The organism is Enterobacter cloacae subsp. cloacae ATCC 13047, from assembly GCF_000025565.1.
Classification (GTDB): domain Bacteria; phylum Pseudomonadota; class Gammaproteobacteria; order Enterobacterales; family Enterobacteriaceae; genus Enterobacter; species Enterobacter cloacae.
In genome coordinates this window covers 3,574,405-3,594,378 of record NC_014121.1, presented here as the reverse complement: position 1 = coordinate 3,594,378, position 19,974 = coordinate 3,574,405, and the positions used below count along the sequence as shown (strand labels likewise).

The following is a 19,974-nucleotide window of genomic DNA, read 5'->3' as shown; positions in this document are numbered from 1 at the left end:
TAAATTTCACAATTACAATAATTTCGTAACCTTTAAACAATATTTAAAAGTTGCTACCGTTCCCCCCGCAGCTTTTTTCACCTGCAATTTCCACGCTTCAAGCACTACTCAACTAAGGCAAAATTATGAAAAAAATGACTGCCATGCTCTTTTCTCTGGCCGTGGGGCTGAACACCGTCTCCATGACGGCGAAAGCTGATGCACCAAAAGAGCAGGAAACGGACGTCCTTTTAATTGGCGGCGGCATCATGAGCGCCACGCTGGGAACCTATCTGCAAGAGCTTCAGCCGGACTGGTCAATGACCATGGTCGAGCGCCTCGATGGCGTGGCGCAGGAAAGCTCAAACGGCTGGAATAACGCCGGTACCGGACATTCGGCACTCATGGAACTGAACTATACGCCGCAGAAAAAGGACGGTTCCATTAGTATCGAGAAGGCGGTAGAGATCAACGAAGCATTCCAGATTTCTCGCCAGTTCTGGTCTCACCAGGTGAACAGCGGCGTGTTGCACGATCCGCACTCCTTCATCAACACCGTGCCGCACATGAGCTTTGTGTGGGGCGAGCAGAACGTGAACTTCCTGCGCGCACGCTACGCGGCGCTGCAGCAGAGCACGCTGTTCCGCGGCATGAAATATTCTGAAGATCACGCGCAGATCAAAGAGTGGGCACCGCTGGTGATGGAAGGTCGTGACCCGAACCAGAAGGTGGCGGCAACCCGTACTGAGATTGGTACTGACGTCAACTATGGCGAAATCACCCGTCAGCTGGTGGCTTCTCTGAAGAAAAAAGAGAACTTCAATCTGCAGCTCAGCACCGAAGTGCGTGGCTTTAAGCGCAACGCTGACAACAGCTGGAGCGTGACCGTTGCCGATCTGAAAAACAACGAAGCCGAGCACGTTATCAAGGCAAAGTTTGTCTTTATTGGTGCGGGCGGTGCGGCGCTGAAACTGCTGCAGGAGTCCGGTATTCCGGAAGCGGACGACTACGCGGGCTTCCCGGTGGGCGGTCAGTTCCTGGTGTCGGAAAACCCGGAAGTGGTGAACCGTCATCTGGCAAAAGTGTATGGTCAGGCCTCCGTGGGGGCGCCGCCAATGTCCGTTCCACACATCGATACCCGTATGCTTGATGGTAAGCGTGTGGTGCTGTTCGGGCCGTTTGCAACCTTCTCCACTAAGTTCCTGAAAAACGGCTCGTTGTGGGATCTGCTGAGCGCAACCACCACCTCAAACGTGAAGCCAATGATGGATGTCGGGCTGGATAACTTCGATCTGGTGAAATACCTGATTAGCCAGGTGATGCTTTCTGATGAAGAACGCTTCGAGGCGCTGAAAGAGTACTATCCGCAGGCGAAGAAAGAAGACTGGCGTCTGTGGCAGGCGGGTCAGCGCGTACAGATCATCAAACGCGATCCGAAAGAGGGCGGTGTGCTGCGTCTGGGTACCGAAGTGGTAAGCGATAAAGACGGCACTATTGCCGCCCTGCTGGGGGCTTCCCCTGGTGCCTCTACCGCTGCACCTATCATGCTGCACCTGATGGAAAAAGTGTTTAAAGATAAAGTCGCCACGCCGGAATGGCAGGCGAAGCTGAAAACGATTATTCCATCCTACGGTACGAAGCTGAACGGTAACGTGGACGCGACGGAGCAGGAGCTGGAATACACCAGCCGCGTACTGCAACTGCAATACGTTAAGCCGCAGGCTGCTGATGCTGCACCAAAAGCGGAGCTGAAGCCGCAGGCAGAAAACAAACCGGTGGCGGATATCGCGCTGTAAGGTAAAAGCAAAACGGTAACATCCGTTACCGTTTTTAGTGTTTTCTCTCTCTCCCACCGGGAGAGGGTTGGAATGAGGGCACCAGAGCACACCCATTCCGGGTCGGGTAAGGCGAAGCCGCCACCCGACTTATTCTTAACGTACTACCGCTTGTCCGATATTTTCATCCGCCTTCCACACGCGATATTTCACTTCCACGTTTTCCGGCGTATACACCACGATTGGCAGTTTGCTGTTGTAGCGTAACAGGCTATTATCACCCAGATACGCGGTCACGAATTTCTTCTCTTTCTTGCCATCCGGGCAGGCCATCATGGTGGAAACCGGTGACGTCACTTTATCAAAGATAAAGTAGTCGTAGCCCCAGCCTTCCAGCGTTTTGCTTTCCAGCTGTCCGCCGAGACGATGCTGGTTGCAATCCACTTCCAGCGTCTGGCCGATCAACAGTTCCACTTTGAAATTCGCTTCATTTTGCTGAGCCGGTAACTGGATCACCTGACGCTTCATGCCTTTTTCCGCTTGCGGATAAGGCGCGATTTTTTCCAGAGGCTGCACCTTCTGGTTTTCAGTTGCGAAGGCGCTGGTGCTGACGCACGCGGCGGCGATCAGGGCAAGGGCAAATTTAGGTGCGTTTTTCACAGTCATTCCTTTATGTCAAAACCATCCTGATGAGATTAGCATAACGCCCATGAATGATTAGCGTGATTTACTTATATTTTCAATAAAAGCAGTGTAATGAGCTAATTAAGTGCCATTTTTGTGGTGGTTTGTACTTCTGTGGAGTCTGGCGGCAGATCGTGTTATTTTAAGGCATACATAATGTTATTCATCTGTAAAGGGAAGAGAGATGATTCGTGCAAAACTGAAAACACCTGAAGGCCGTAAGTTCCTCCTGGCGCTGCTGGTTGTGTTTATGATTGCGGCCGCGTGCGTGGGCCGGGCAACTATTGTCGGCGTCATCGAACAGTACAACATTCCACTCTCTGCGTGGACGACCAGCATGTATGTCCTGCAGTCGGCGATGATCTTCGTTTACAGCCTGGTGTTCACCGTCCTGCTTGCCATTCCGCTGGGTATTTTCTTCCTTGGCGGGCGCGACAAGCACTAAGCGTTCACTTGCGATCTCAAAAGCCAGCCTGCGGGTTGGCTTTTTTTGTGCACAAAAAAACCAGCCATATGGCTGGTTTTTAAATAGTTTTGGTCGGCACGAGAGGATTTGAACCTCCGACCCCCGACACCCCATGACGGTGCGCTACCAGGCTGCGCTACGTGCCGACGCATGAAATGAATACTACTCGATTCCGTTTTGAATGCAAGGGAATCTGAGGCTAACTGGTTTATAATTAATCAGTTAGCGATAAACCGTTTCTCATCCGTCAGAACCTGTAGCAGCAGATTCAACTGCGGTTTCTGGTCTTTCAGCCGTTCACCCTGCAGATTATACGTCTGGTAGTTTCCGTTATTGTTCAATACCAGCGTCAGCATTGGCGTGGTGACCGCCAGCGTATCATTGCCCGCTGCCGTGACCCAGTTGTGGCGACGCGTGGCGCTGAAGAGATCCTGCCCCTGTGAATACTCATTTGCCGGTGTACTGACGTGCAGCAGCCGTTGCATCAGCGTGGTCATCACATCTTTATGTTCGGTGAGCATGTTAATGCGCTGAGCGGGGGTGCCCGGCCAGTGGATCACCAGCGGAACATGCAGATTCGGCCGCGACCAGCTCATACTCTTCGCTTCGTCGCCCAGCGGTACGCCGTGGGCTGCCGTCACGATCACCACGGTGTTTTCGAGCTTGCCGGATTCGCGTAAGGCATCAAGCACGCGGCTAATCTGGTCATCAACATTGCCTGCTGCACGGCTGTAGCGGCGCGCAAAGCCTTTCTGATTGCTGTCATCGAGCGTGGTGCCATTAAAGGCAACCCAGGAGAACCAGCGGTTATCTTCCTGCGCATAACGCTGCAGCCAGTTAATCCACTGACTGGCGGTCTGCTCGTCCGACTGGCTTTCTGCGGCTGGCAGGGAGAAATCAGACAGCAGCGCCTGGCGGTACAGCGCGCTGTTAAAGCCGTCTGAGGAGAACAACCCTAACTGATATCCCTGCTGATTGAGCCCGGTGATCAGCGCGGCAGTAATGCGCGCAGAAAGCACGCCGTCCATGTAGGCGGCTGAAATGCCATAGAACAGGCCAAAAATGCCCGCATCGGCGGTGTTGCCGGAGCTCATATGCTGGGTGAACGTCACGTTCTTGCTGGCGAATTCGGCCAGCGCGGGCATCTGCTTCTCGTAACGGGAGTAGTTCAGACCATCGACGGTGATCAGCAGGACGTTCTGTCCGCGTCCCATATCGCGATAGCGCAGATCGCTCAGCGGATACTGCACGCTAACCGCTTCCGGATTCCCTTGCTCAATCAGACGACGCTGGTACTCCTGCGCGTCCAGCAGCCCGTGCTTCTCAAGGAAACGACGCGCCGTCATTGGATAAGAGAGCGGCAGGTTCGCCCGCTGCATGGTGATCGGACGATAGAAGTTCGCATCCGCCCAGATATACATGATGTGCGAACTGATAAAGGAGATGAAAAAGATCGCGGCCACCGGTTTCGCGTAATGGCGTCGGCGGGTCAGGCTGCGCAGTTTTTGCCAGCTCCAGGTGGCAAACAGCATCTCTATCAGAAGGATCACCGGAACGCTGATAAACATCAGCTGCCAGTCACGGGCCGTTTCGTTCTGATCGGGGTTAATCACCAGCTCCCAAACGATGGGATTGAGATGCAGGTGGAAGCGGGTGAACACTTCACTGTCGATAAGCAGCAGCGTCATCCCTGCCGTTGCAAGGATGGCGGATAAAAATCGCATCAGACGCTGCGACATGACGATAAACGTCAGCGGGAAGAGGATCAGCAGATAGGTGGCGAAAACCAAAAAGCTAAAGTGCCCTACAACGCTTATCCAGGAGTAAATACGCCCGGTTAGCGTCGTCGGCCAGTCTGCGACAAACAGATAACGACAGCCGATAAGCGTCGCCAGCAGAATGTTGAACAGGGCAAACCAGTGCCCCCAGCTGACCATCTGGGAGACTTTTTCACGGTAGCGCTGACGATTCGTCACCATAAACTGTTGTTCGTTTCCCTTAATGGGCCTGGTCGTCGCTAACGGAAGACTGTAAAGCCTGGGCGAAAGATTTGGCGATCGCCTGACGCTGAGCCGGAGCAACGCTGGTATTGATAAGGTTGGTGACCATATTTCCCAAAACCATCAGGGAGAGATCGGTCGGTGTTTTATGTTTTTCCAGTACGTTGACCAGCTCACTGAGCAATTGTTCAACGTGTTCATCACTGTAGCGGGAATGTTGTGGCATAAATCAAAATCAGTTTGTTGATGAAAGGGCAACATATTACCGTAGCAACAGCTTTTTTTCCCCTTTTTTATCAGTTGTTGCACACATGTCCTGGTGGTGGTTGAATACCGCCCGGTCTAAAAGGAGAGTTTATCATGAGTCTGGAAATCAACCAGATTGCCTTGCACCAGCTTATCAAGCGTGATGAGCAAACCCTTGAAGTGGTGCTGCGCGATTCGTTACTGGAACCCACGGCAACCGTTGTGGAAATGATGGCGGAACTGCACCGCGTCTACAGTGCAAAAAATAAAGCCTATGGTCTGTTCAGCGACGAGAGTGAACTGGCTGATAGCCTGCGCCTGCAACGCCAGGGTGAAGAAGATTTCCTGGCGTTTAGCCGCGCGGCAACCGGGCGTCTGCGCGACGAACTGGCAAAATACCCGTTTGCCGACGGCGGTATCGTTCTGTTCTGCCACTATCGCTACCTGGCGGTTGAGTATCTGCTGGTCACCGTGCTGAACAATTTAAGCAGTATGCGCGTGAATGAGCAGCTGGATATCAGCTCCACCCATTATCTGGATATCAATCATGCGGATATCGTTGCGCGTATTGATTTGACCGAGTGGGAAACCAATCCAGAGTCGACGCGCTACCTGACCTTCCTCAAAGGGCGTGTTGGCCGTAAAGTGGCCGATTTCTTTATGGACTTCCTCGGTGCCAGCGAAGGTCTCAACGCCAAAGCGCAGAACAAAGGGCTGCTGCAGGCGGTGGATGACTTCACGGCGGAAGCGCAGCTCGATAAATCTGAGCGCCAGAACGTGCGTCAGCAGGTTTACAGCTACTGCAACGAACAGCTGCAGGCGGGGGAAGAGATTGAGCTGGAGTCGCTGTCAAAAGAGCTGGCCGGCGTCAGTGAAGTCAGTTTCCAGGAATTTACTGCTGAGAAAGGGTATGAGCTGGAAGAGAGCTTCCCGGCGGATCGCAGTACGCTGCGTCAGTTAACCAAATTTGCCGGAAGCGGCGGCGGGTTAACCATCAACTTTGATGCCATGCTGCTGGGGGAACGTATCTTCTGGGATCCGGCCACCGACACGCTGACCATTAAAGGTACGCCACCCAACCTGCGCGATCAGCTGCAGCGTCGCACCGCTGGCGGTAAATAACCGCCATAAAAAAACCCCGCCGAAGCGGGGCTTTTTTTCGACATGTTTGCGATTACGCGCGAACGAAGTCGATGTGAGTCAGTTTTGGCTTGAACGCGTGACGCTGAACAGCCTGAACTTTCACTTTTTCTTCTTTACCGCCAACAACGATGGTCAGAACTTCGCTGTAGAATTCAGCTTTGGTCTGCATGTTCCATACTTTGTCGTGATCCAGTTCGATAGAAACTGGAGCAGCTTCGCCACCGTAAACGATAGCCGGGAACTTGTTAGCGGTACGCAGGCGGCGGCTCGCACCCTTACCCTGCACGTTACGTACTTCTGCTTCGATAGTGAACATTGATTTCTCTCTGTATTTAAAACCCTACTACAGGCGACCCAGCAGCAGGTGAGTGTTCTGCTTTGCGGATGCAAAAGCGGGCGGCATTATAGCCCCCAATCCACCTCAGGGCAATGAATTAATCCCCACTAAAAAAACCGCTTAGGGCGTCGGCGACGGCCTGAGGCTGCTCTTCTGGCTGAAAATGGCCGCAACGGGGGATCAAGCACCCGTCAACGCGTTCTGCAAACGCCCTCAGCGGCGAGGCCATATCAGGAATCGAACCCTGATCGGCACTGAGTGCCAGAACAGGAACAGAGAGTTTACCCCGTTCGCTAAGCGCCCGGTTTTGCGCAGCGGAGAGGGCGGCAGCGCGATAGTAAGCCAGCCCTGCGCTCAAGCCACCTTCGCGCGTAAAAATGCGCAGATACTCGTCAAGATCCGCCTCGCTGAAGGTGAGGGGATTCGCCGCTTTGCGACGCAGAAACCACTCCAGATAGCCGCGCTCTTTGCCCCTGATGAGGAATTCAGGCAGGTCGGCAATCACGTGAAAGGCAAAATGCCAGGTGCGCCAGGCGCGGTCCGCGGTGACGGGGAGGGCATCGGGTAAGGTAATACCCGGAATGCCGGCGTCCAGCAGCGCCAGCTTTATTACCTCATCGCTGTACATCGCCGCATAAGGCCAGGCAACCCAGGCTCCCACGTCGTGACCGGCCAGATAGTAGCGATGCACGCCAAGCTGGGTCAGCAGTTCATGAACATGGCTGGCGAGGGTGTGGGTGTCATACCCCTCTGACGGACAATCGGTATCACCCTGTCCGGGTAAGTCCGGGGCGATGACATGATAACGCTCGGCCAGCAAAGGGATAACATGGCGCCAGGCGTACCAGCTTTCGGGGAAACCTGCCAGCAGGACAACCGTCTGCGCGTGCTGTTCTCCGGCGGTGACGTAGTGCGTGCGGATGCCATTGATGAGCGTGAAGTGGTGCTGCGGGGCGATGGACATGGTCATAACGATCTCCGGAATAATAGGAAATAATCGTTTCCTAATTGGTTAAAAAAACTCAGCCGAGCAGGCTGAGTGCCGCGTTAACGGCGCTATTGATTTCGTCCTCAGACAGGCCTTTTTTGCCGATCACGCGGTAACCCTGCAGCAGCGCGAAAAGATTACGTGCCGTTTGCTCCGTGGGCAGCGCGCGGGAAAGGCTACCGTCCCGCTGGCCCTCCTGAACCAGTTCGAGCAACAGCTGCTCGGTACGCTGCATGGCGGCTTTGATGTACTGCGCGGTTGCCTCATCAAAAACCGCCAGCTCGGTCGCGCTGGCGACCACCAGACAGCCGCGTATGCCCTCTGGACCGTGGCTGCTCTCGGCGTAGAAACGTAACACCGCCGCGATTTTATCTCGCCCGCTGCGTGCCGCCTCGGTACGCTGGCGCAGGGCGGCGCTGCGCGTCCGGGTGTAACGATCGAACGCCGCGAGAAACAGGCCATTCTTGCTGCCAAAGGCTTTATACAGGCTTCCCGCCGTAAGGCCCGTCGCGTCACTCAGCTCTTTGATTGAGGTAGCATGGTAGCCGCGCTCGCGGAAAACGAGCAGGGCGCTGTCGATGGCGGCGTCGGTGTCAAATTCACGCGGGCGACCGGGAAGACGTGACATGAGTGAGTCCTGTTGTAATGCGATAATGCATAATAGGAAACAATCGTTTCCTATTCAAGGCCTGTCTGTCGTTAACGCAGTTCGTTGGCCCGACGAAAACGGCCTTCATAGTCAAAAACCTTTTCACGGACTTGCCAGTACTGGCCTTTCTTGCGGGCGACAACAAAATCCGGATGGCGCAGCAGCACCTGCTGATGCACGATATCCGCTACGGTTATCCAGCGCAGCGGTACGCCCGGTGTGCGGGTATGCGGGCGGATAAAGAGCTGTTCGAAAGCGATGCGCTGAGCCGGAGTGTGCACCCGGAAGCGCTCGCTGACGTCGGCGCCGTCCTCATCGTAATAGGTGATTTTCAGCCATTCGCCTTTTTCATCCGCTCCCGGTTGCAGCGCCATGCCAGAGCAGCGCAGCACCAGGGCATCCTTTAACTTCAGCGCGGCCTTCAGCATGTCATCAGGGTCGACCAGAACCGTGTCACATTCGCGGCAGCGGCGGGCGGCGATATCATTTTCAGCGTTGCACTGGGGGCAGTTTTTAAAGCGGAAACGGAAATCGCACTGCTCGCGATGCCCTTCATCATCTTCAAACCAGCCCTGACAGCGGCGGCCAAAATGTTCGATCAGCGTACCGTCAGCCGTCGTCTTGCCCCAAAAGGTGTTGGCAAAGCCACAGGCAGGACAGAAGACCTGTACCGGCACGTTGTCACTTTTTCCTTTCGGCGTACCCACTTCAGGCGAGTAGAGATCGTGCGGGTTACCGGCGTAATCCAGGATCAGGCAGTCGGTTTTACCGGGAGCCAGACGCAGACCGCGGCCAACGATTTGCTGATACAGGCTGACCGATTCGGTCGGACGCAGAATAGCAATCAGGTCGACGTGGGGGGCATCAAACCCGGTGGTGAGCACCGAGACGTTTACCAGATAGCGAAACTGCTGCGCTTTAAACGCCTCAATCAGGCTGTCGCGCTCCGGGCCGGGCGTCTCGCCGGTGATCAGCGCCGCGTCGCCAGCGGGCAGTAAGCCGGTGATTTCGCGCGCATGTTCAACGGTGGCGGCAAAAATCATTACCCCTTTGCGCGTTTCAGCGAACTCTTCAATCTGGCTGATAATGTGCGGAGTGATGCGCTTTTGCTTTTTCAGCTCCTGGTTCAAATCCGCTTCGCTAAATAAGCCGTTGCTCTGCGCCAGTAAGCGGCTGAAATCGTACTGGACGACCGGCATATCCAGCCGTTCAGGCGGGGTCAGGTAGCCGTGTTTAATCATATAGCGCAGCGGAAGTTCATAGATACAGTCGCTGAACAGCGCCTTCTCATCCCCTCGCACCATACCGTGATAATGAAAGCGGTAAATCCAGCCTTTACCCAGGCGAAATGGGGTTGCCGTCAGGCCCAGCAGGCGTAAGTGAGGGTTCACCTCTTTCAGGTGAGTGAGGATTTGCTGATACTGGCTATCGTCGTCATCACTGATGCGATGGCACTCGTCGACAATCAGCAGCGAAAATTCGCTGCGAAACAGGTCAAGGTTGCGGGCAACAGACTGCACGCTGCCGAACACCACTTTGCCGTGGCTCTCTTTCCGCTTTAGCCCGGCGGCGAAGATATCGGCCTCCAGACCAAGCGCACAATACTTGGCATGGTTTTGCGCAACCAGCTCTTTGACGTGCGCCAGCACCAGCACGCGGCCGCGCGCCAGGCGGGCAAGTTCGGCGATCACCAGGCTTTTGCCTGCGCCAGTCGGGAGCACAATGGCCGCGGGCTCACGGTGTTTGCGAAACCAGGCCAGGGTGGCGTCAACGGCTTCCTGCTGATAGGGGCGAAGTGTAAAAGTCATGGGGTCTCTGTATCGTTATTCCGCATATAGTATGCCACGAAACTTTTTCCCTTGAGTGGCGCAACCAGACCATTATACTGAACCGTTCCTGACTGCTTCTTTTTCGGACGCATTGTCCGACTTCCAGCACCATTAAGGCTAAAAAGATTTCATGCGACTTGATAAGTTTATCGCTCAGCAACTCGGCGTAAGCCGTGCTATTGCCGGGCGCGAGATCCGCGCCAGCCGCGTTACCGTGGATGGCGACATTGTGAGAGACAGCGCGTTCAAACTGCAACCTGACCATCAGGTGGAGTATGACGGCAACCCGCTCACCCAGCAGCACGGCCCGCGCTATTTCATGCTCAATAAGCCGGAAGGCTACGTCTGTTCTACGGACGATCCGGATCACCCGACGGTGCTCTATTTCCTCGACGAACCGGTTGCGCACAAGCTGCATGCGGCTGGCCGCCTCGATATCGACACCACGGGGCTGGTGCTGATGACCGATGACGGTCAGTGGTCCCACCGCATTACCTCTCCGCGACATCACTGTGAAAAAACCTATCTGGTGACGCTGGAATCGCCGGTGGCAGATGACACGGCAGAACAATTTGCCAAAGGCGTTCAGCTGCATAATGAAAAAGACCTCACCAAACCGGCGGTGCTGGAAGTCATTACCCCGACCGAAGTCCGTCTGACCATCAGCGAAGGGCGTTATCATCAGGTGAAACGTATGTTCGCCGCGGTGGGTAACCACGTTGTGGGTCTGCATCGTGAACGTATTGGGGCAATTGAACTCGATCCCGATCTGGCGCCTGGCGAATATCGCCCGCTGACAGAAGAAGAGATCGCCAGCGTCGGTCTGCCCTCGCATTAATTTCAGGAGAACCCTGTGACCACCAGGCCACACTCGTCTTTCAAAATCGTGTTCATTCTTGGCCTGCTGGCCATGTTGATGCCGCTGTCGATTGATATGTATCTGCCTGCGCTGCCGGTGATTTCGGCGCAGTTTGGCGTACCGGCAGGCAGCGCACAGATGACGCTCAGTACCTATATTCTCGGTTTTGCCCTCGGCCAGCTGTTTTATGGCCCGATGGCCGACAGCCTCGGGCGTAAGCCGGTTATTCTGGGCGGAACGCTGATCTTTGCAGCCGCAGCCGTGGCCTGTGCGCTGGCACAGAGTATCGATCAGCTGATCGTGATGCGTTTATTCCACGGTCTCGCGGCGGCGGCGGCAAGTGTGGTGATTAACGCCCTGATGCGTGATATCTACCCGAAAGAAGAGTTCTCCCGCATGATGTCATTTGTCATGCTGGTGACCACCATTGCGCCGCTGGTGGCGCCGATGGCCGGTGGCGCGGTGCTGGTATGGTTCAGCTGGCATGCCATTTTCTGGATCCTGGCGCTTGCCGCACTGCTGGCCTCGGCGATGATTTTCTTCTTTATTGATGAAACGTTAGCCGTCGAGCGCCGCCAGAAATTCCACATCCGTACCACAATGGGGAATTTTGCCTCGCTGTTCCGCCACAAGCGCGTGCTGAGCTACATGCTGGCAAGCGGCTTCAGCTTTGCCGGCATGTTCTCCTTCCTGAGCGCCGGGCCGTTTGTCTATATTGAGCTGAACCACGTTTCCCCTCAGCACTTTGGGTATTACTTTGCGCTGAACATTGTGTTCCTGTTCATCATGACCATCATCAACAGCCGCTTTGTTCGCCGGATTGGAGCACTGAACATGTTCCGTGCCGGGCTGTGGATCCAGTTTGTGATGGCTATCTGGCTGGTGGTCAGCGCGTTTTTCGGCGTGGGCTTCTGGGCGCTGGTGGTGGGGGTTGCCGCTTTTGTTGGCTGCGTCTCGATGATCTCATCCAATGCGATGGCGGTTATCCTTGATGAGTTCCCGCATATGGCTGGCACCGCGTCATCGCTGGCGGGGACGTTCCGCTTCGGGATTGGTGCCGTGGTGGGGGCGTTACTCTCAATGGCGACCTTTAACACGGCCTGGCCAATGCTGTGGGCGATGGCGTTCTGTGCCACCAGCTCCATTCTCTTCTGTCTTTATGCCAGCCGACCGCGAAAAGCCGCTCATTAATCTGCACATCAGGCCCGATACGGGCCTTTTTGTTGACCCATATCAACCAAACTTGCGTTCGTTTACCCTGTGTTTGTTTCTTTTATGTAAAATCTATTTGTGTAAAAAGTCACATCATTATATTTAAAAAGGTTGAGTTAGATCGCAGAAACGGGTACATATAGCGCCGACGCGAGCCTGGATACCGATAAAAAAGCGCTGAATAGTGCAGGTTGGCGATGATGTGTTACTATAAATGTAAATAAATTGTGAAGTAAATTTGCTTCCGGGGATCGAACGTGAATACATTACAACTCTCCATAGTCCATCGCTTGCCCCAGAGCTATCGCTGGTCGGCGGGTTTTGCAGGTTCGAAAGTTGAACCGATTCCGCAAAACGTTGCAGGTTGCGAGAATTGTCTGGTCGCGCTCAAACTGCTTAGCCCGAGCGACGAAGATGCATGGCCGGTAATGGAACGCTTAAGCCAGGCGCTGTCGGATATCGAAGTGGACAGCTCCGTACTGGAGTGTGAAGGCGAGCCGTGCCTGTTTGTTAAAAGTCAGGATGAATTTGCCGCAACCTGCCGCCTGAAAAACTTCGGCGTGGCCATTGCTGAGCCTTTCTCGGGCCAGTATCCCTTCTGAGTGCTAGTCTGCCGATAACAGCTGGCGCGTGTAGCTCTGCGTCGGTGCAGTAAATACGCGCTGGCACTCACCTTGCTCGACCACTTCTCCCTGCCGTAGCACAATCACCTGATGGCATAACGCCCGTACTACCTGTAGATCGTGGCTGATAAAAATATAGGCCAGCCGGTGCTTTTCCTGTAACCCTTTCAACAGGGTCAGGATCTGTGCCTGCACGGTTCTGTCCAGCGAGGAGGTCGGTTCATCCAGGATGATCAGCTCAGGTTTGAGGATCAGCGCGCGGGCAATGGCGATACGCTGGCGCTGTCCGCCAGAAAATTCAGCCGGGTAGCGGTGGCGCGTCTCGGGATCTAACCCTACCTCTGCCATCACACGCCTGACCTCATTTTCACGTTGCAGAGCCGTCAGGGTAGGCTGATGGACGCGCAATCCTTCTTCGATGATCTGCAAAATACTCAGCCTTGGATTGAGCGAGGAGTTGGGATCCTGAAACACCACCTGCATGCGGGGACGTACCGGCAGCATCTGCCGACGGTTCCAGCGGTGCAGCGGCATGCCGTCAAACAGGATCTCGCCCTGCGAGGCAATTAAACGCAGTAGTGCCAGGCCGGTGGTGCTTTTGCCTGAACCCGACTCGCCCACCAGTCCCAGCGACTCACCCGGGCGCAGTGAAAAACGGATGTTCTTCAGCACGGCGTTCTGGTCGACCACGCGGCGCAGAATACCTTTACGGATGGGGAAGGAGACAGACAGCCCCTCGACGTTGAGCAACGGCGCGCTGTCCCTCTGAAGAGGCACAGGATCGCCAGCGGGTTCACTGTCGAGCAGCCGCTGCGTATAGGGGTGCTGAGGCGCGTTCAGCAGTGCGGCGGCGGTGTTCTGCTCTACACAGCGTCCGTTTTGCATTACAGCGACGCTGTCGGCCAGCTTTTTCACTATGCTCAGGTTATGGGTGATAAACAGCAGACTCATGTTCAGCTCGCTACGTAGCTCCCGCAGCAGTTGCAAAATCTGCGCCTGCACCGTGACGTCCAGCGCGGTGGTGGGCTCATCAGCGATCAGCAGTTCCGGGCGCGTCAGTAGCGCCATGGCAATCATCACACGTTGACGTTCACCGCCGGAAAGCTGATGCGGGAAATCGCTCAGCCGTTTTGCCGCGTTGCGGATGCCGGTTCTGTCGAGGCAGTCGAGGATTTCCCCGCGCGCGGCCTCTTTGCGCATGCCCCGGTGCAGGGAGAGCACCTCGTAAAGCTGTTTTTCCAGGGTATGCAGCGGGTTGAGTGAGACCATCGGCTCCTGGAAAATCATCGCAATCTTATTGCCGCGGACGCCCCGCAGGGTCTGTTCGTCGGCGTGCAGCAGCGAGCTGCCGTGAAACAGAATATCTCCTTGCGGGTAGCTCACTGGCGGAGACGGGAGCAGGTGCAGTATGGAGAGTGCCGAGACGCTCTTGCCGGAGCCGGATTCCCCCACCAGCGCCAGCGTTTCGCCACGCTGGATCTGCAGCGACAGATCGCTGACCACGGTGCGCGTCTCACCCTGTTTCGAAAAGGCAATCGACAGATTATCGATACTGAGAAGGGGCTGCGTCATGTTACACCGCCTTGTTGGGATCGAAGGCGTCGCGCACGGCTTCGCCAATAAAAATCAGCAGCGAAAGCAGTACCGCCACGGAAAGAAAGGCTGTAATGCCCAGCCACGGTGCCTGCAGGTTGTTTTTGCCCTGCAGCAACAGCTCGCCGAGCGAGGGGGAACCGAGCGGTAGCCCGAAGCCCAGGAAATCGAGCGAGGTGAGGGTGGTGATGGAGCTGCACAAAATAAACGGCAGAAAGGTCAGTGTCGCCACCACGGCGTTCGGCAGCATATGGCGGAAGATGATCCCACGGTCGCTCACGCCCAGTGCCTGCGCGGCACGAATATAGTCAAAATTACGGGTGCGCAGAAATTCTGCGCGCACGACGCCCACCAGCGCCATCCAGCCAAACAATACGGTGATCCCCAGCAACCACCAGAAGTTTGGCTGCACCACGCTCGACAGCAGGATGATCAGAAACAGCGTTGGCATACCTGACCACACCTCAATCACGCGCTGACCCCAGAGGTCAATTTTACCGCCATAGTAGCCCTGGACGGCACCTGCCACCACGCCCATCACGCTGGAGAAGAGCGTCAGCATCAGCCCAAAGAGGATCGAGATTCGGGTACCGTAGAGGATGCGCGCCAGCACGTCGCCACCGTTGGCATCCGTTCCCAGCCAGTTTTGCGTGGACGGGGGAGAAGGGAAGGGGGTCGTGGTGGCGAAATTGATACTGTTGGCGCCAAAACGGATCGGGGCCCACAGTGCCCAGCCGTGTTGATCAATCTGCTGGCGCAGCCACGGATCCTGATACTCCGCCGGTGTTGCAAACGGGCCGCCAAAGTCACTTTCACTGTAGTTATTAAGCACGGGAACATACCAGCGCTCGTTGAAATGCACCAGCAGGGGTTTATCGTTGGCAATCAGCTCTGAGCACAGGCTTAACACAAACAGGACGGCAAAAATCCATAACGACCAGTAGCCACGACGGTTATGGCGAAAACGGGCCCAGCGGGCCTGATTGACGGGGCTTATACGCGGCATCATCGGCCCTCAAAATCGATTCGGGGATCGACCAGCGTATAGCTGATATCACTGACGATATTAAGCAGCAGGCCAATCAGGGTAAAAATGTAGAGTGTGCCAAACATCACCGGATAATCCCGCGACACGGTGGCTTCATAGCCCAACAGCCCCAGACCGTTAAGCGAGAACATCACCTCAATAAGCAGCGAGCCGGTAAAAAACATACTGATGAACGTGGCAGGAAATCCGGCAATCACCAGCAGCATGGCGTTGCGGAACACGTGCTTCCACATGATCTGTTTTTCACCCACGCCCTTCGCGCGGGCGGTGACGACATACTGTTTGCGGATTTCATCAAGAAAGGCGTTTTTGGTCAGCATGGTCAGGGCGGCAAATCCGCCAATCACCGTTGCCAGCACCGGCAGCGTGATGTGCCAGAGATAGTCGGTGACTTTCTGATACCACGGCAGGGTGCTGAAATCGGCGGATACCAGCCCCCGCAGCGGGAAGAGATCGAAATAGCTGCCGCCGGCAAAAAAGACAATCAACAGCACAGCGAACAGAAACGCCGGAATGGCATAGCCGATGATAATGAACGTGCTGCTCCAGATATCAAAACGGCTGCCATTGTAGACCGCTTTGCGGATCCCAAGCGGAATGGAAACCAGGTAGATAATCAGTGTTCCCCACAGTCCCAGGGTGATCGACACCGGCAGGCTTTGTTTGATCAGGGTTAAGACCGAGGCACTGCGGAACAGGCTATCGCCAAAATCAAACCGGACGTAATCCCACAGCATTTTGAAATAGCGCTCGTGAATCGGTTTATCAAAACCATAGCGATGGGTGATCTCGGCAATCACCTCCGGATCCAGCCCGCGGCCGCCGCGATAATGGCTTTCGCTGATATTCCCCACGCCCGTTTTGGCATGGCTTGCGCCCATTCCTTCTCCGCCACCGCCGGGCATCCCGCCGCTGGTGCCAAATTCAATCGCCGCAATCGCCTGATCGACCGGCCCGCCGGGGGCGATTTGCACAATAAAAAAGTTAATAGTGATGATGGCCCACAGGGTTGGGATGATCAGCAGGAGACGGCGGATTAGATACGCACCCATGATGATTCCTTATCGCCGCTCAGCTGGGAGTCTGGCGGCTTTGTTAACGTCATACCACCAGGTATCGAAGCCCAGCGAATAGATCGGGCGCACGGCAGGCAGCGAAAATTTGTCCCAGCGGGCAAGACGATCTTCACCCATATACCACATGGGCAGCATGTAGTAGTTCCAGGTTAACACTCTGTCGAGTGCGCGTCCTAATGGCAGGAGCTTCTGTTTATCGCCCTGTGCCGCCACGATCTTTGCAATTAGCGCGTCAACGACCGGGCTTTTTACCCCCGGCGCATTGTACGAGGAGTCGATGTAACTGGACGCCCAGGAAATCTGCAGGTCGGAGCTTGGCCAGGGCTGCGCGGGCCACAGGCTCTGCATCATATCGTAATCCCGGCTGCGCTTGCGGTTGGTCAGCTGGGCGATATCCACCTGGCGTATGTTCATTGTGATCCCCAGCCGGGCCAGGTTGTGCTTAAACGGCAAAACCCACTGATCGTTTGCCCCTGACGCGATCAGTAGCTCGAAGCTCAACGGTTTTCCCGTTTGGGCATTGACCCGTTTTTGATTTTTCAGGACCCAACCGGCCTCATCCAGCAGTTTGCTGGCTTTCAGCAAATTGTCACGATCAAAGCCGTTGCCATCGGAGGTGGGGGGATCAAACACGGTGGTAAACACTTCCGGCGGCAATTGTGCTTTGAAGGGGGCCAGCAGCGTCAACTCGTCGGCATTGGGGTAAGCGCGCGCCGCGTATTCGGTATTCTGAAAATAGCTGTTAGCGCGGCTGTAGGCGCCATAAAACAGCGCCTTGTTCATCCACTCAAAGTCAAAGGCCAGGGTAATGGCCTGACGTACCCGGCGGTCGTTAAATACCGGACGCTGAATATTAAACGCCAGCCAGCGCGTGTCCTGGGCAGAGCTATTTTTTTGCTCGTCCTTGACGATGTAGCCTTTGGCAAAGTTTTTACCGATATAGCGCGTAGCCCAGTTTTTAGCGCTGCTCTCCAGGCGTAAATCGAAGGCTCCGGCCTTAAAGGCCTCAAAAGCCACGTTATCGTCCAGGTAGTAATCATAGCGAAGGGTGTCGAAATTCCAGCGCCCCCGGTTTACCGGCAGGTTGGCGGCCCAGTAGTCTTTTACACGGGAATAGACCACATACTGCCCCATGCGCCAGTCGGTGATGCGGTACGGGCCTCCTGCCAGCGGCGGTGTGGAGAGCGGGTCGCTCAGCTTATGGGCTTTCCAGAACGATTCAGGCATTACGGGCAGGGAGAACAGGCTCAGCATATTCTCTTTATTCGGCTCGCTCAGCTCAATGCGCACGGTGAGCGGTGCGATGGCCCTGACCGACGCGCCTTTGTAGACAATACGGAACTGGGGAACGCCTTCAGTCATAAATTTATGAAACGTAAAGGCGACATCGCTTGCCCTGACCGGCGAACCGTCATGAAAACGCGCCCGCGGGTTAAGCGAAATTTCCGCCCAGGCAAAATTATCCGCATACCGCACGTTTTCGGCGATCAGCGGATAGTAGCTTCCGGGCTCATCATCAGAGGTGACAAACAGGGTATCGTAGAGAGATTCTGTGCGCGCCGCGGCCACACCGCGCAGGGCAAAGCGGTTGAAGTTATCGAACGTGCCGGTGGCGGAGAGCGTGACATTCCCGCCTTTCGGCGCGGCAGGGTTGACGTAATCATAATGGGTGAAATTCACCGCGTATTTCGGTTCACCAATCACCGCAAACGCAACGTCTTCTTTGATGGTTTGCGCCTGGCTGGACAGGGCCGTCAGTGCCAACAGCAACAGTATGAAGCGCATAAACATCTCGCGACAGCTCCCTCTTTAACAGACCGGCTCAGTTAAGCTGAATAATAAGTGACGTCACGGGCAATGTGAAATTATTCGCCAGCGTGCGTCAGGTCGGGCCGCCACTCACGGAACTGCTCCAGCGGCATCGGACGGCTAATCCAGTATCCCTGCAGGAAGTTAACGCCATGTTCGCGCAGCCAGGCCGCCTGTTCCGGCGTTTCCACGCCCTCTGCGACGGTGGACATGTTCAGCCGTCTTGCCAGCATCAGTACGGCATCAAGCACCGGTGAGGTGACGGTTTCTGTTCCGATGGCGTTAACAAAACCCCGGTCGATTTTGATGTAATCCATGGTGAAATGTTCAAGATAGATCAGCGCACTGTGGCCGGTTCCAAAATCATCGATCGCTATCTCAAACCCTTCGTTGTGCAGCCATTCGAACAGGTTGTTGGCTTCACGGTGGTTGAGCATGTCGCGCTCGGTAATTTCCAGTACCAGCTGGAAGTGATCCGGCGGCAGTAACTCTTTAAACGTGCGCATATCATCTTTAAAGCTGTCGGCGTGCAGATGCCCTGGCGCAATGTTGATACCGAGTTTTGCGCCCGGCGGCAGTTGGGTCTGTAATACCGGCGCATCGTGAATGATAAGGTCAAACAGATGCAGCGTGAGCGGAACAATTAGCTGCTGCGCTTCAGCAAAATTGATAAACGCATCAGGGGGGATCTCACCCATGGTGGGGTGCTTCCAGCGCATCAGGACCTCAACCCCCCGCATTTGCAGATCTTTTGCATCCACCACGGGCTGATAGACCACATAAAACTGGCCGCGCTTAATGGCGCTGAGGATCTCTTTGCCGGGATTTACGCGGATGGTGAGGATATAGAAATTCAGCGATCCTGCCGCAATGCCGCACACCAGCCCAAAGAAGAGGGCGTAGAGGATTTCGTCGCTCGTCCACTTTTCAGCGTACAGCTTAATGGTCAGCGGCACGGCCTTAAGCGTGGCGGTACGCTCGGGCACGGCATGTAAATCTTGCGCCCTGACCAGGGTACTGGACATGGTGGACAGCGCCATATCACCGATGATGATGGCAATCCCTGCGAAGTCGTCCTGGCGCGCGGTATAAAGCAGGTAGGGGGTCAGATTGAGATTAACTGACGTAAACACCCCGCCGTCTTTAACCAAGGGGTTTCGGTACCAGATGGCAATGGCGGGTTTATTCGGCAGCATAGGCGTGCCCGGCAGTAATGCCATATCAATCTTCTTGTTGATGTGCAGCTCAGGTATAAGGGCTTCCATCGGCGTATCCATCGGCCCGGTGGCCGACGAGCAGAAGGCGATTTTGTCCCTGACCAGTAAGAACGCGCGCACATTGAGGCTGAAGGCCGCGCGCGACGTCAGCTCGGCATTGACGTCATGGCAGCTGTTCAGCGTAAGGGGCTGAAGAACATCGATAGAGGTTTTCAACTCTTCGAAATAGCTCTCCATGTAGAGGCTCACATCGGTAATCAGGGTGTCGAACCGGACTTCCCGCTTGTGGTAACTCCAGAAAAATTGCAATGAACCCAAAAGCAGGGCAGTGACCAGACCTGTAATAATACTGAGGAACAGTATCTTGCGATGACTGGAAAAGTAGCGGGTGAACATAGACGTCGTGATTCCTGAATTGCCGCTGGATGTATTCAGTGTAAC

General features: G+C 55.2%; 18 protein-coding genes and 1 tRNA gene. 6 read left to right on the top strand and 13 right to left on the bottom strand.

Translation table 11 applies throughout. From position 1 onward, the window contains the following. The first annotated feature begins 125 nt into the window (after nt 1–125). Nucleotides 126–1,775, top strand: coding sequence for a malate dehydrogenase (quinone) (gene mqo, locus ECL_RS17375; RefSeq protein ID WP_013097999.1), 1,650 nt, complete (start codon nt 126–128; stop codon nt 1,773–1,775). 135 nt (nt 1,776–1,910) lie between these two features. Here mqo and eco read toward each other — a convergent pair whose 3' ends face one another. Continuing rightward, nucleotides 1,911–2,420 (bottom strand): serine protease inhibitor ecotin, encoded by a 510-nt coding sequence (eco, locus tag ECL_RS17370; RefSeq protein WP_044157958.1) that lies wholly within the window; start codon nt 2,418–2,420, stop codon nt 1,911–1,913. Between the two features lie 202 nt (nt 2,421–2,622). Between eco and ECL_RS17365 the strand changes: the two genes are divergently transcribed. Then, a complete protein-coding gene (locus ECL_RS17365; RefSeq protein WP_013097997.1) occupies nt 2,623–2,883 on the top strand; it encodes a DUF2534 family protein in 261 nt (86 codons plus the stop codon). 90 nt (nt 2,884–2,973) lie between these two features. Here the strand turns inward: ECL_RS17365 and ECL_RS17360 are convergent. The 3 genes from ECL_RS17360 to ECL_RS17350 all read right to left on the bottom strand — a co-directional run bounded on the left by ECL_RS17360 (nt 2,974) and on the right by ECL_RS17350 (nt 5,130). Continuing rightward, nucleotides 2,974–3,050, bottom strand: a tRNA-Pro gene (locus ECL_RS17360). 72 nt (nt 3,051–3,122) lie between these two features. Continuing rightward, nucleotides 3,123–4,883 carry an LPS biosynthesis-modulating metalloenzyme YejM gene (yejM, locus tag ECL_RS17355; RefSeq protein ID WP_013097996.1) on the bottom strand — a complete coding sequence of 587 codons (1,761 nt, stop codon included), beginning with the start codon at nt 4,881–4,883 and terminating at the stop codon, nt 3,123–3,125. A gap of 19 nt (nt 4,884–4,902) precedes the next feature. Next, nucleotides 4,903–5,130, bottom strand: coding sequence for a YejL family protein (locus ECL_RS17350; RefSeq protein ID WP_001135586.1), 228 nt, complete (start codon nt 5,128–5,130; stop codon nt 4,903–4,905). 134 nt (nt 5,131–5,264) lie between these two features. On the opposite strand from ECL_RS17350, the gene yejK reads away from it, so the two are divergent. After that, nucleotides 5,265–6,272 (top strand): nucleoid-associated protein YejK, encoded by a 1,008-nt coding sequence (gene yejK / locus ECL_RS17345; RefSeq protein WP_013097995.1) that lies wholly within the window; start codon nt 5,265–5,267, stop codon nt 6,270–6,272. Nucleotides 6,273–6,324: 52 nt separating this feature from the next. Here the strand turns inward: yejK and rplY are convergent, their stop codons facing one another. From rplY to radD, 4 genes are all read right to left on the bottom strand, one after another. Then, entirely contained in the window at nt 6,325–6,609 is a 285-nt protein-coding gene (gene rplY, locus ECL_RS17340) for a 50S ribosomal protein L25 (RefSeq protein ID WP_013097994.1), read from the bottom strand. A gap of 118 nt (nt 6,610–6,727) precedes the next feature. Further along, nucleotides 6,728–7,600: an alpha/beta fold hydrolase gene (locus ECL_RS17335; RefSeq protein WP_013097993.1), complete on the bottom strand. Its 873-nt coding sequence runs from the start codon at nt 7,598–7,600 to the stop codon at nt 6,728–6,730. 52 nt (nt 7,601–7,652) lie between these two features. Next, on the bottom strand, nt 7,653–8,246 hold the full coding sequence (locus ECL_RS17330; RefSeq protein ID WP_013097992.1) for a TetR/AcrR family transcriptional regulator: 594 nt from the start codon (nt 8,244–8,246) through the stop codon (nt 7,653–7,655). A gap of 71 nt (nt 8,247–8,317) precedes the next feature. After that, nucleotides 8,318–10,075, bottom strand: a complete 1,758-nt coding sequence (radD, locus tag ECL_RS17325) for a DNA repair helicase RadD (protein WP_013097991.1) — start codon at nt 10,073–10,075, stop codon at nt 8,318–8,320. 151 nt (nt 10,076–10,226) lie between these two features. On the opposite strand from radD, the gene rsuA reads away from it, so the two are divergent. From rsuA to ECL_RS17310, 3 genes are all read left to right on the top strand, one after another. After that, entirely contained in the window at nt 10,227–10,934 is a 708-nt protein-coding gene (gene rsuA / locus ECL_RS17320) for a 16S rRNA pseudouridine(516) synthase RsuA (RefSeq protein WP_013097990.1), read from the top strand. Nucleotides 10,935–10,949: 15 nt separating this feature from the next. Then, nucleotides 10,950–12,146, top strand: coding sequence for a Bcr/CflA family multidrug efflux MFS transporter (locus ECL_RS17315; protein ID WP_013097989.1), 1,197 nt, complete (start codon nt 10,950–10,952; stop codon nt 12,144–12,146). A gap of 278 nt (nt 12,147–12,424) precedes the next feature. Next, complete coding sequence (locus tag ECL_RS17310) at nt 12,425–12,769, top strand: YejG family protein (protein WP_013097988.1); 345 nt, start codon at nt 12,425–12,427, stop codon at nt 12,767–12,769. 3 nt (nt 12,770–12,772) lie between these two features. Here the strand turns inward: ECL_RS17310 and yejF are convergent, their stop codons facing one another. The 5 genes from yejF to ECL_RS17285 all read right to left on the bottom strand — a co-directional run bounded on the left by yejF (nt 12,773) and on the right by ECL_RS17285 (nt 19,929). Further along, the gene (gene yejF / locus ECL_RS17305; RefSeq protein ID WP_013097987.1) at nt 12,773–14,362 is read right to left on the bottom strand and encodes a microcin C ABC transporter ATP-binding protein YejF; all 1,590 of its coding nucleotides are present in this window, start codon (nt 14,360–14,362) and stop codon (nt 12,773–12,775) included. 1 nt (nt 14,363) lies between these two features. Next, nucleotides 14,364–15,389, bottom strand: coding sequence for an ABC transporter permease (locus ECL_RS17300; RefSeq protein ID WP_013097986.1), 1,026 nt, complete (start codon nt 15,387–15,389; stop codon nt 14,364–14,366). Then, on the bottom strand, nt 15,389–16,483 hold the full coding sequence (locus ECL_RS17295) for a microcin C ABC transporter permease YejB (protein WP_013097985.1): 1,095 nt from the start codon (nt 16,481–16,483) through the stop codon (nt 15,389–15,391). The genes ECL_RS17300 and ECL_RS17295 overlap by 1 nt, the downstream gene beginning before the upstream one ends. A gap of 9 nt (nt 16,484–16,492) precedes the next feature. After that, nucleotides 16,493–18,298, bottom strand: coding sequence for an extracellular solute-binding protein (locus tag ECL_RS17290; RefSeq protein ID WP_013097984.1), 1,806 nt, complete (start codon nt 18,296–18,298; stop codon nt 16,493–16,495). A 74-nt stretch (nt 18,299–18,372) separates the two neighbouring features. Next, nucleotides 18,373–19,929 carry a cyclic di-GMP phosphodiesterase gene (locus ECL_RS17285; protein ID WP_013097983.1) on the bottom strand — a complete coding sequence of 519 codons (1,557 nt, stop codon included), beginning with the start codon at nt 19,927–19,929 and terminating at the stop codon, nt 18,373–18,375. Between the last annotated feature and the right edge of the window lie 45 nt (nt 19,930–19,974).